The organism is Streptomyces sp. NPDC089915 (genome assembly GCF_040684675.1).
GTDB lineage: Bacteria > Actinomycetota > Actinomycetes > Streptomycetales > Streptomycetaceae > Streptomyces.
Window position 1 is genome coordinate 1 of the sequence record NZ_JBFBGN010000185.1, and the last position, 11,240, is coordinate 11,240.

Sequence of the window (11,240 nt, forward strand, 5' to 3'; positions counted from 1 at the left end):
CGCCAAACTGGAGGCCTACGCGGCCCTTCGCCGCTCCCCGTCCCTGGGGGGACGGGGGCTCTCGGGGCGTACGGGTCAGGAGGCGGCCGAGGCCAGCGCCGCCACCAGGACCGGGGTGACCTGCTCGACCTGCCACGGGCGGGCGCCGTGGCCGGTCAGGGCCTCGGCCACCGCGGCCGCGTCGGCGTGGCGGGGCGGCTCCCAGCACAGGCGGCGGACGGTGTCCGGGGTGATCAGGTTCTCCTGGGGCAGGTTCAGCCCCTCGGCCAGCTCCGACACGGCCGCGCGGGCCGCGGACAGCCGCGCCGCGGCGACCGGGTCCTTGTCCGCCCAGGAACGCGGCGGCGGCGGGCCCGACGGGGTCGCCCCGGGCTGCGGCAGCTCGCTCTCGGGCAGGGCCTTGGCCCGCTCCACGGCGGCCATCCACTGGTCCAGCTGGCGCCGGCCCATCCGCTGCCCGTAACCGGGCAGGGCCGACAGCGCGTGCACGTTCGCGGGGACGGCCAGGGCCGCCTCCACGATCGCCGCGTCGCCCAGCACCTTGCCGGGGGACACGTCACGGCGCTGGGCGATCCGGTCGCGGGCCTCCCACAGCTCGCGCACCACGGCCATCTGGCGGCGCCGGCGCACCTTGTGCATGCCGGAGGTGCGCCGCCACGGGTCCTTGCGCGGCGGGGCGGGCGGGGCGGAGGCGATGGCGTCGAACTCCTGGCGGGCCCACTCCAGCTTGCCCTGCCGGTCCAGCTCCTTCTCCAGCGCGTCGCGCAGGTCGACCAGCAGCTCCACGTCCAGCGCGGCGTAGCGCAGCCAGGGCTCGGGGAGCGGGCGGGTGGACCAGTCGACGGCGGAGTGCCCCTTCTCCAGCTGGTAGCCGAGCACGCTCTCGACCATCGCGCCGAGCCCGACCCGGGGGAAGCCGGCCAGCCGGCCCGCCAGCTCGGTGTCGAACAGGGTGGTGGGGGCCATGCCTATTTCGCGCAGGCAGGGCAGGTCCTGGGTGGCGGCGTGCAGGATCCACTCGGCGGAGGACAGGGCCTCGCCCAGGGCGGAGAGGTCCGGGCAGCCGACCGGGTCGATCAGCGCCGAGCCCGCGCCCTCGCGGCGCAGCTGCACCAGGTAGGCGCGCTGTCCGTAGCGGTAACCGGAGGCGCGCTCGGCGTCGACGGCGACGGGGCCGGTACCCGAGGCGAAGGCGGCGACCACCGCGGCGAGCGCCTCGGCGTCGGCCACGACGGGCGGGATGCCCTCGCGGGGCTCCAGCAGGGGAATCGGCAGCCCATCGGACGAAACCTCTTCGTCCGGGGGGCCGCCCCCGGTGGTGGTGCGCAGGTGTGCTGCGGTCTCTTGGGCGTCGGTCACCGGTCAAGGGTATCCGGGTATGTGACGCGCCCGTCGCCGGAACGTTCCGTCGACGGGCGCGAAGGGGAGGGTGCGGGCCTGGCCGGGGTCGGCCGGCCGGCGGCCCGGGAGCCTCAGGGCGGGGTCAGTGGATGATCCCCGTCCGGAGGGCGACGGCGACCATCCCGGCCCGGTCGCCGGTGCCCAGCTTGCGGGCGATCCGGGCGAGGTGGGACTTGACGGTCAGGGCGGACAGGCCCATCGAGACGCCGATGGCCTTGTTGGACTGCCCCTCCGCGACGAGGCGCAGGACCTCGACCTCGCGGCCGGACAGCTCCCGGTAGCCGCCCGGGTGGCTCGGGGCACCCGGGGGGCGGCGGTGCATACGGGCGGCGGCGGCACCGATGGGGGCGGCGCCGGGCCGGCTGGGGAGCCCGATGTTGGTCCGGGTACCGGTGACGACGTAGCCCTTCACACCGCCGGCGAGGGCGTTGCGGACGGCGCCGATGTCGTCGGCGGCGGACAGGGCCAGGCCGTTCGGCCAGCCGGCGGCGCGGGTCTCGGAGAGCAGGGTGAGACCGGAGCCGTCGGGCAGGTGGACGTCGGCCACGCAGATGTCGCGCGGGCTGCCGACGCGGGGGCGGGCCTCCGCGATGGACGACGCCTCGATCACGTCACGGACTCCGAGGGCCCACAGATGGCGGGTCACCGTGGAACGGACGCGCGGGTCGGCCACGACGACCATGGCCGTCGGCTTGTTCGGGCGGTAGGCGACCAGGCTTGCGGGCTGCTCGAGAAGAACGGACACCTAGGCCTCCTGGGGGAGTGGCGGGACGGGCCGGCTCGGGGAAGGAAGCCGGTGCGCACCGTGCGGATGGTCACTGACTCCTTCGGCACGTCACCCGCCCGGCTTTAGGGAATGATCACGATTTGGTGAGTAACAATTCGGGCAATTCGGACGCACGATCGATCAAGGGATGATCAGAAGCCCGCCATGACCGCACGGCTTTGACGCTCCGTCACGCCACCGAACGATCGCCCCCCGCCGCCGGACACCCCCGTGCGGCCGTCCCCGCCCCCTCCGGACGGCCCCGCCGGGCCGCCCGCTACGGGTGGTGCGGGCCCCGCCGCTGTGGCAGGGACACCACGCCCGGGGCCCCCTCCGCCGGAGACACCGGCGGCAGCCCCGCGATCTGGCACAGCAGCTCGCACCAGGCCGCCAGGTGCGCGGAGGCGTCCGGCACCCCGCCCACCCCCTCCCGGGGGGTCCACGAGGCCCTGATCTCGATCTGCGTCGCCGGACGCCGCTCCCCGAGTCCCCCGAAGTAGTGCGAGCTCGCCATCGTCACGGTCCCGCTCGGCTCCCCGTAGCCCAGCCCGCGCGCCTCCAGCGCCCCGGTCAGCCAGGACCAGCACACCTCCGGCAGCAGCGGGTCCGCGGCCATCTCCGGCTCCAGCTCCGCCCGCACCAGCGTCACCAGCCGGAACGTGCCCTGCCAGGCGTCGTGCCCGGACGGATCGTGGAGCAGGATCAGCCGGCCGTCGGCCAGGTCCTCCTCCCCGTCCACGACCGCCGCCTCCAGCGCGTACGCGTACGGGGCCAGCCGCTGGGGCGGTTTCACCGGGTCGATCTCGATCCCGGACCGCAGCCGCGCCTTGCGCAAGCCGTCGACCGCCCGTCGGAACGGGAGCGGGACCGAGCTCTCCTTCGCGCCGTCCACACCGTCAGCGCCATCTGAAAATCGTCCCTGAGCCGCAGCCATGCCGGGAAGACTAGGCGGAACGGGCGCCCGTGCGCCGCAGGGACACCCGCCCCGGGGCGGGCACTTCTTCATACGTGCGAAGATTTGCCGCGTGAGCGCCACTACCAGCCCGCAGGGCCAGCCGAGTCAGACGTACGATTCCGCCTTCCTGAAGGCCTGCCGGCGCGAGCCGGTGCCCCACACCCCCGTGTGGTTCATGCGGCAGGCCGGGCGCTCACTCCCCGAGTACCGCAAGGTCCGCGAGGGCACGGCCATGCTGGAGTCCTGCATGCGCCCGGACCTGGTCACCGAGATCACCATGCAGCCGGTGCGGCGCCACGACGTGGACGCGGCGATCTTCTTCTCCGACATCGTCGTGCCCCTCAAGGCCATCGGCGTCGACCTCGACATCAAGCCGGGCATCGGCCCGGTCGTCGCGCAGCCCATCCGCCGCCGCGAGGACCTCGCACAGCTGCGCGACCTCACCCCGGAGGACGTCGCGTACGTCACCGAGGCGATCGGCATGCTCACGGGTGAACTCGGCGGCACGCCGTTGATCGGCTTCGCCGGCGCGCCCTTCACCCTCGCGAGCTACCTCGTCGAGGGCGGTCCGTCCAAGAACCACGAGCACACCAAGGCCCTGATGTACGGGGACCCGGAGCTGTGGTCGGCCCTCCTCGACCGCCTCGCGGAGATCACCTCCGCCTTCCTGAAGGTCCAGATCGAGGCCGGCGCCTCCGCGGTCCAGCTCTTCGACTCCTGGGTCGGCGCGCTGTCCCCGGCGGACTACCGCCGCTCGGTGATGCCGGCGTCGGCGAAGGTCCTGGAGTCCGTCGCCTCCTACGGCGTCCCGCGCATCCACTTCGGCGTGGGCACCGGCGAGCTGCTCGGCCTGATGGGCGAGGCCGGCGCGGACGTCGTGGGCGTCGACTACCGGGTCTCGCTGGACGAGGCCGCCCGCCGGGTCGGCCCCGGCAAGGCGCTCCAGGGCAACCTGGACCCGGCCGTCCTCTTCTCCACCACGGAGGCGGTCGAGGCCAAGACGGACGAGGTCCTGGCCGCCGCGGCGGGCCTGGAGGGCCACGTCTTCAACCTCGGCCACGGCGTCCTCCCGACGACGGACCCCGATGCCCTGACCCGTCTGGTGGACTACGTCCACACGAAGACGCAGCGCTAGCGGTACCGGTCGCCGGCGGGGCTGCTCACAGCCCCGTCGGCGTTCGGCGTCACACCCCCGCCGACCGCACCGCCGCGACCGCCTTGCGGGCGGCGACCAGGACCGGGTCCCACACGGGGGAGAACGGCGGGGCGTAGCCCAGGTCCAGCGAGACCACCTGCTCCACCGTCATACCGGCCGTCAGGGCCACCGCCGCGACGTCCACCCGCTTCGCGGACCCGGCCCCGCCCACGATCTGGACGCCCAGCAGGCGCCCCGTGCGCCGCTCCGCCAGCATCTTCACCGTCATCTCCGCCGCCCCGGGGTAGTACCCCGCCGTGTTCGTCGAGCGGATCGTCGCCGTCACGAAGCGCAGCCCCGCCGCCAGGGCGTCCTTCTCCCGCAGCCCCGTCCGGGCGATCTCCAGGTCGCAGACCTTGCTGACCGCCGTGCCGACCACGCCCGGGAACGTCGCGTAGCCGCCGCCCGCGCCCGAGCCGATCACCTGGCCGTGCTTGTTGGCGTGCGTGCCCAGCGGGATGTGCCGGGTACGGCCCGCCACCAGGTCCAGCACCTCCACGCAGTCACCGCCCGCCCAGACGTCCTCATGCCCCCGGACCCGCATCGACAGGTCCGTCAGCAGGCCCCCCGACTCCCCGAGCGGCAGCCCCGCCGCCCGGGCCAGGGCCGTACGGGGCTCCACGCCGATGCCGAGCACCACCACGTCCGCCGGGTACTCCTCGCCCGACGCGGTGGCCACCGCCCGGGCGCGGCCCTCCTCGTCGGTGAGGATCTTCACCACCTCGGCGCCGGAGACCGTCACGATGCCCATGGCGTTCATCGCCGAGTGCACCAGGCCGCCCATGTCCGGGTCCAGCGTGGCCATCGGCTGCGGCCCCCGGTGCAGCACGGTGACCTCGAACCCCCGGTGGACCAGCGCCTCGGCCATCTCCACGCCGATGTAGCCGGCGCCGACCACGACCGCCCGGCGGCCCTGCGTGCGCTCCAGGGTGTCCATCAGCCGCTGGCCGTCGTCCAGGGACTGGACCCCGTGCACCCCGTGCGCGCCGATCCCCGGCAGCTTCGGGCGGACCGGGCGGGCGCCGGTCGCCAGCACCAGCTTGTCCCAGCCCGTCCAGTACTCCTCCCCGCCGTCCAGGTCCCGGGCGCGCACCCGGCGGCCCGGCAGGTCCAGCTCCAGGACCTCCGTGCGGGTGCGCAGGTCGATGCCCCGGGCGCGGTGCTCCTGCGGGGTGCGGGCGACCAGTTCGTCGCGCCCGGCCACCTGCCCGCCGACCCAGTACGGGATCCCGCACGCCGAGTACGAGGTGAAGTGCCCGCGCTCGAAGGCGACGATCTCCAGTTCCCCGGGCCCCTTGAGCCGCCGGGCCTGCGACGCGGCGGACATCCCCGCCGCGTCCCCGCCGACCACCACCAGTCGTTCCGCCGCCATCGTCCTGCCCGCCCTCCGCGCCGTGCGCCGTCGCCTCCGTTACGGGGACACGCTACGGGCGGACGGCCCGTCAGGCCCCGGCATCCCCCTCATCCCCCGCGCCGGCCGCCGGGGCCGGGACCGGGGCCGGGACGGGGGCGGAGGGCTGCCGGGGGACCAGGGTCCGCCGCAGGCCGGCCTTCGGCTTCGCCGGGCGGAACCGGCGGTAGGCCCGGAACCCGAAGGCCAGCGCGGCGGCGGCGAGGGCGAAGGGCAGCACCGCCGCGACCGCGAGCGCCAGGTAGCGCACCAGCCGGACGAACACCGCCCAGCCGCCGCCCAGGGCGTCGCCCAGGCCCGGCTCCCGGTCCTTCTCCGGCTTCTTCTCCACCGGCGCCGGAGCGGGCTCCGAGACCGACAGGGTGATGGTGCCCATCGAGGTCTGGTCCTTCAGCGCGGTCTGCTGGGCCAGCAGGGACTCCAGGTCGGCCTGGCGCCGGCTCAGCTCGCTCTCCAGCATGACCACGTCACTGAGCGCGGAGGCCTTCTCCATCATCTCCCGCACCCGCGCCACGCTGGCCTGCTGCGACTTCACCCGGCTGTCGACGTCGGCGACCTTCTGCGTGACGTCCTGCGCCTCCACCTTCCGGTTCAGCAGCTTCCCGCCGCCCTCCAGCGCGGCGATCACCGCGTCGAACCGGTCCCCGGGCACCCGCAGGGTCAGCGTCGAGGTGATCCGCCCGTCACCGCCCCGGTCGGTGGTCTCGGCGCCCACGTAGCCGCCCGCGCCCTCGGCCGCCGTACGGGCGGCGGCGATGACCTTCTGCGGTTCGGCCGTCTCGATGCCCAGCCTCCCCGTACGGATGACGTTCGGGCGGACGGGAACCTCGGCCTGGCCCTTGGCGTCCGCCGCCGGGGGCGCGGCCGCCCCGGCCCCCGGCTTGCCCTGGGCGGCCTCCCGGGGGGCCGCCGCGGCGGCCCCGTCGGAGGCGGTCTTCTCGCCGCCGGCGGCGCTGCAGCCCGTGAGCGCGAGGCCCCCGGCCAGGGACAGGCCGGCCAGGGCCGCCGCCGCGCGCCGGTGTCTGCTGAGCGTGTGCATCGTCAAGTACCCCCGGGGGATAGGCAGATGTCCCCGTTTCGACGCGCGGCCCCCCGCCCCGGGTTTCGCCTCCCGGGTCCCGGCCCGGTTCCGATGCGGTCACGTTCCGGCCTCGCCGGGCGGTCTGAGACCATGTGTCCATGGACGAAGCGGACACGCGTACGAACGGGACGGGCCGGCCGGGGCCGGACCGTCATGTCGTCGTCATCGGCGGCGGCATCGCGGGCCTCGCGGCCGCCCACCGGCTCCTCGCCGACGGCGTCCGCGTCACCCTCCTGGAGGCCGGCCCGCGCCTCGGCGGCAAACTGCGCGCCGACGAGCTCGCCGGCCTGCCCGTCGACCTCGGCGCCGAGTCCGTCCTCGCCCGCCGCCCGGAGGCCCTGGACCTCGCCCGCGCCGTGGGCCTCGGCGAGGACCTCCAGCCCCCGGCGACCGCCACCGCCCGGCTGTGGACCCGGGGCGCCCTGCGCGACATGCCGCGCGGCCACGTGATGGGCGTCCCCGGCGACACGGCCCCGCTCGCCGCCTCCGGCGTCCTGTCCGCCGAGGGCCTCGCCCGCGTCGCCGACGACACCGGCCTCCCGCCCACCGAGGTCGGCGAGGACGTCGCCGTCGGCGAGTACGTCGCCGCCCGGATGGGCCGCGAGGTCGTCGACCGGCTGGTCGAACCGCTGCTCGGCGGGGTCTACGCCGGCGACGCCTACCGCATCTCGATGCGCGCCGCCGTCCCCGCCCTCTTCGACGCCGTCCGCACCCACCCCACGCTCACCGAGAGCGTCCGCGCCCTCCAGAGCGGGGCCGCCGCCCGCGCGGCCGCCGAGCGCACCACCGTCACCGGCGCGGCCGCCTCCGGAGCCTTCTTCGCCGGGATCGCCGGCGGCATCGGCCGCCTGCCCCTCGCCGTCGCCGAGGCCTGCCGGGCCGCCGGGGCGCGGATCCTCACCGGCACCCCCGTGCGCGGGATCACCCGTACGCCCGCAGGCTGGCGGATCACCACCGACGGCGAGGCCCTCGACGCCGACGGCGTCGTCCTCGCCACCCCGGCCGCACCCGCCGCCGCCCTCCTGGGCCCCCTCGCCCCCGCGGCCGCCGCCGGGCTGCGCGAGACCGAGTACGCCTCCATGGCCCTGGTCACGATGGTCTTCCGCCGCTCCGACCTGCCTCCCGCGATCGCCGACGGGTCCGCCAGCGGGTTCCTCGTCCCGCCCGTGGACGGCCGCACGATCAAGGCGTCCACCTTCTCCGGCAACAAGTGGGCCTGGGCCGGGGCCGACCCGGAGCTCTTCCCGCTGCGCACCTCCGTCGGCCGCCACGGCGACGAGGGCGACCTGAAGCGCGAGGACTCCGACCTCGTCGACGTCTCCCTCGCCGACCTCGGCGAGGCCGTCGGCCTGGCCGCCCGGCCGGTGGCGTCCACCGTCACCCGCTGGGACGGCGGACTGCCCCAGTACCCCGTCGGCCACCTCGCCCGCGTCGCCCGGATCCGGGCCGCCGTGGCCGCCCTGCCCGGCCTCGCGGTCTGCGGAGCCCTCTACGACGGCGTCGGCGTCCCGGCCTGCATCGCCAGTGCCGCCAAGGCCGCGGACGCCGTCACCGCCTCGATGGCCACCCCTGGCACCGAGCACTGATCAGCACACGGGACAATGGACACATGACTGCACCAGAGAAGATTCCCAACGCGGGGAAGAAGGCGAAGGACCTCAACGAGGTCATCCGCTACACCCTGTGGTCCGTCTTCAAGCTGAAGGACGTCCTGCCGGAGGACCGCAGCGGCTACGCCGACGAGGTCCAGGAGCTGTTCGACCAGCTCGCCGCCAAGGACATCACCGTCCGGGGCACCTACGACGTCTCCGGGCTGCGCGCCGACGCGGACATCATGATCTGGTGGCACGCCGAGACCTCGGACGAGCTGCAGACCGCCTACAACCTGTTCCGCCGCACCAGGCTCGGCCGCGCGCTGGAGCCGGTGTGGTCGAACATGGCCCTGCACCGTCCGGCCGAGTTCAACAAGTCGCACATCCCGGCCTTCCTGGCCGACGAGGTGGCCCGCGACTACGTCAGCGTCTACCCGTTCGTGCGCTCGTACGACTGGTACCTGCTGCCCGACGAGGACCGCCGCCGCATGCTCGCCGACCACGGCAAGATGGCCCGCGGCTACCCGGACGTGCGCGCCAACACCGTCGCCTCCTTCTCCCTGGGCGACTACGAGTGGCTGCTGGCCTTCGAGGCCGACGAGCTCTACCGCATCGTCGACCTCATGCGTCACCTGCGTGCCTCCGAGGCCCGGATGCACGTCCGTGAAGAGGTGCCCTTCTACACCGGGCGCCGCAAGTCCGTCGCCGATCTGGTGGCCGGGCTCGCCTGATACCTCCCCTGGGGGGAAGGACCGGAGGAAGACCGCGCTCTCGCTGAGGAGCGCCCTCCGGTGGATCGGGAGGCCATGCCCCCGAAACGACGCAGCCGGAGATCCCGCCCGGAAGTTCAGACGTGCGGCGGCAGCAGCGCCCTGGGAGCGCTCGCTGCCCCGCCGTCCAGTGTCACCGGTGCGGGCTCCGGATGCGGCGCACACCTCACGCGCCACCCCGGGGTGGCTCCCGTCAGCAGGTACCGCTCCACATGCCGGTCCACGCACGCGTTGCGTCCGCCGGCCACCCCGTGGGCGCCCGCCGCGCCCTCCGTGACCAGCGCGGCACCGGCGCCGAGCCGCCGTTGGAGCTCCAGCGCCCCCGGGTACGGGGTCGCCCCGTCCCGTTCCGCCGCCGCGATCAGCGTCCGCGGCAGCCGTGTCCCCGCCGGGAGGGCCCCGACCTCCACCGGCCGCTGCCGCTCGCGCACCGGCCAGTCGGCGCACGGCAGGTTCAGGAAGGCGTTGGCCCAGGTCTCGAAGGGCGCGCTGCGGGCCAGCGCGGTGTTGTCGCGGTCCCAGGTCTCCCAGTCGGCGGGCCAGGGGGCGTCGTTGCACAGCACCGCCGTGTAGACCGCCGTCGCGTTGGCCGCCGTCCCGGCCGCCTCCGGATCGCGGGCCGCCTGGCGCACCAGCGGGGCCGGGTTCCCGCGCAGATGGGCGGCGAGCGCCGCGGCGCGCTCCGGCCACACCTCGTCGTAGTAGGCCGTCTGGAGGTAGGCGGCCTGGAGTTCGCCCGTACCGACGACCCCGCCCGCCGGGGTGCGGGCCACGGCCGCCCGGACCCTCTCGTAGCTCTCCCGCACCGCCTCCGGCGTCGTCCCCAGCCCGTACACGGCGTGGTGACGGGCCGTCCAGGCGCGGAAGTCGGCCCAGCGGCGCTCGAAGGCGCCGGCCTGGCCGAGGTTGTCGAGGTACCAGACGCGGCGCGGATCCGGATCCACCGCCGAGTCGAACACCATGCGGCGCACCCGGTCCGGGTGGCGGGTGGCGTACACCGCGCCGAGGTAGGTGCCGTACGAGGCCCCGAGGAAACTCAGCCGCGGCTCGCCCAGGGCGGCGCGCAGCACGTCGAGGTCGCGGGCGTTGTTGAGGGTGGTGTACTGCGCCAGCGCGGCTCCGTTCAGCCGGGCGCAGCCCTCGCCATAGGCCCGGGCGGCCGCCCGCCGCTCCCGCTTGTAGGCGGCGGAGGGCTCGGCGGGGACCTGCGTGGGCCCCTGCGGCCGCTCGGCGGGGTCCTGGCAGGCCAGCGGGGCGGAGCCGCCGACTCCGCGCGGGGCGTAGCCGACGAGGTCGTAGGCGGCGGCCACCCCCGTCCAGGCGGGGCGGCCGGCGAGGAGGGGGAAGTAGGTCCCGGAGGCCCCCGGCCCGCCGGGGTTGAACACGAGCGCGCCCTGCCGGACGGCGCCCCCGCGCCCGGAGGCGGGCACCCGGCTGACGGTGAGGGAGAGCTGCGGGCCGTCGGGGCGGGCGTAGTCGAGCGGGACCCGCAGGACGGCGCACCGGACGGGCTCCGGCAGCTCCTCGGCGGCGGGGCAGGGGAGGAACTCCAGCGGCGCCGCGCCCTCGGGGGAGGCGCCGCCGGGCCGGGGCATGGGCCGGGTCACGGGCCGGGCGCCCTGCGTCGGGCGGGTGCCGTGGGCGGGCGCCCCGGGGGGCCCGGGCGTGCCGGGTGCGCCGGTGACGGGGCGCCGGGCGGCGGCCGCGGCGGCCCGGCGGGCGACCAGTTCGGCCCCGGCGTCCTCGGCGGCGAGCCGGCCGGAGGAGGGCCCGGGCCCCTCGCTCGCGCGGGCCGGGGCGGCGGGGGCGCACAGGGCGAGGCAGAGGGCCGCCGAGGCGACCGCGTGGTGGGCGAGCGTCGTCCGCATGGCGACCCCTTCGTACCCTTCGTCTCATCGTCCTGTCTGATGAGATGTCAGGAGGGGGGTGCTGTACAGGTCCGCCGCCGGGTGTCGCCGCCGGTACCCCCGGTTGCCCTAGGGCCTGTCGTCAAACTCCCGTCTGCCCCGCGACGCCTGGCACGCGCTCTCGCCGCACCGGGCGAAAGCCAAGTACGTCCAGTACGCGGG

Annotated in this window: 9 protein-coding genes; 3 read left to right on the forward strand and 6 right to left on the reverse strand. The window is 75.6% G+C overall.

Features of this window, described 5'->3' with window-relative positions; genetic code table 11:
* Positions 1–75: 75 nt before the first annotated feature.
* The 3 genes from AB0O29_RS32015 to AB0O29_RS32025 form a co-directional block, all read right to left on the reverse strand.
* Positions 76–1,359: a ribonuclease D gene (locus AB0O29_RS32015; protein WP_365158727.1), complete on the reverse strand. Its 1,284-nt coding sequence runs from the start codon at positions 1,357–1,359 to the stop codon at positions 76–78.
* Positions 1,360–1,483: 124 nt separating this feature from the next.
* Positions 1,484–2,146, reverse strand: a complete 663-nt coding sequence (locus AB0O29_RS32020; RefSeq protein ID WP_069922445.1) for a response regulator transcription factor — start codon at positions 2,144–2,146, stop codon at positions 1,484–1,486.
* A gap of 298 nt (positions 2,147–2,444) precedes the next feature.
* The gene (locus tag AB0O29_RS32025) at positions 2,445–3,101 is read right to left on the reverse strand and encodes a DUF3000 domain-containing protein (protein ID WP_365158731.1); all 657 of its coding nucleotides are present in this window, start codon (positions 3,099–3,101) and stop codon (positions 2,445–2,447) included.
* A gap of 91 nt (positions 3,102–3,192) precedes the next feature.
* Between AB0O29_RS32025 and hemE the strand changes: the two genes are divergently transcribed.
* Positions 3,193–4,257, forward strand: a complete 1,065-nt coding sequence (gene hemE / locus AB0O29_RS32030) for a uroporphyrinogen decarboxylase (RefSeq protein WP_365158733.1) — start codon at positions 3,193–3,195, stop codon at positions 4,255–4,257.
* 49 nt (positions 4,258–4,306) lie between these two features.
* Here the strand turns inward: hemE and AB0O29_RS32035 are convergent, their stop codons facing one another.
* Positions 4,307–5,689, reverse strand: coding sequence for an FAD-dependent oxidoreductase (locus AB0O29_RS32035; RefSeq protein ID WP_365158736.1), 1,383 nt, complete (start codon positions 5,687–5,689; stop codon positions 4,307–4,309).
* Between the two features lie 70 nt (positions 5,690–5,759).
* Positions 5,760–6,767: a DUF4349 domain-containing protein gene (locus AB0O29_RS32040; protein ID WP_365158747.1), complete on the reverse strand. Its 1,008-nt coding sequence runs from the start codon at positions 6,765–6,767 to the stop codon at positions 5,760–5,762.
* A 140-nt stretch (positions 6,768–6,907) separates the two neighbouring features.
* Between AB0O29_RS32040 and hemG the strand changes: the two genes are divergently transcribed.
* The gene (gene hemG, locus AB0O29_RS32045) at positions 6,908–8,395 is read left to right on the forward strand and encodes a protoporphyrinogen oxidase (protein ID WP_365158738.1); all 1,488 of its coding nucleotides are present in this window, start codon (positions 6,908–6,910) and stop codon (positions 8,393–8,395) included.
* A gap of 23 nt (positions 8,396–8,418) precedes the next feature.
* Positions 8,419–9,132: a hydrogen peroxide-dependent heme synthase gene (gene hemQ / locus AB0O29_RS32050; protein WP_365158741.1), complete on the forward strand. Its 714-nt coding sequence runs from the start codon at positions 8,419–8,421 to the stop codon at positions 9,130–9,132.
* Between the two features lie 116 nt (positions 9,133–9,248).
* Here the strand turns inward: hemQ and AB0O29_RS32055 are convergent, their stop codons facing one another.
* Positions 9,249–11,039 (reverse strand): alpha/beta fold hydrolase, encoded by a 1,791-nt coding sequence (locus tag AB0O29_RS32055; protein ID WP_365158744.1) that lies wholly within the window; start codon positions 11,037–11,039, stop codon positions 9,249–9,251.
* Positions 11,040–11,240: the final 201 nt, after the last annotated feature.

What these genes read in the sequence shown, in the direction of transcription:
- AB0O29_RS32025 (WP_365158731.1), bottom strand. Translation starts at nt 3,101, where the DNA reads ATGGCTGCGGCTCAGGGACGATTTTCAGATGGCGCTGACGGTGTGGAC.
- AB0O29_RS32035 (WP_365158736.1), bottom strand. Translation starts at nt 5,689, where the DNA reads ATGGCGGCGGAACGACTGGTGGTGGTCGGCGGGGACGCGGCGGGGATG.
- AB0O29_RS32040 (WP_365158747.1), bottom strand. Translation starts at nt 6,767, where the DNA reads ATGCACACGCTCAGCAGACACCGGCGCGCGGCGGCGGCCCTGGCCGGC.
- hemG (WP_365158738.1), top strand. Translation starts at nt 6,908, where the DNA reads ATGGACGAAGCGGACACGCGTACGAACGGGACGGGCCGGCCGGGGCCG.
- hemQ (WP_365158741.1), top strand. Translation starts at nt 8,419, where the DNA reads ATGACTGCACCAGAGAAGATTCCCAACGCGGGGAAGAAGGCGAAGGAC.
- AB0O29_RS32055 (WP_365158744.1), bottom strand. Translation starts at nt 11,039, where the DNA reads ATGCGGACGACGCTCGCCCACCACGCGGTCGCCTCGGCGGCCCTCTGC.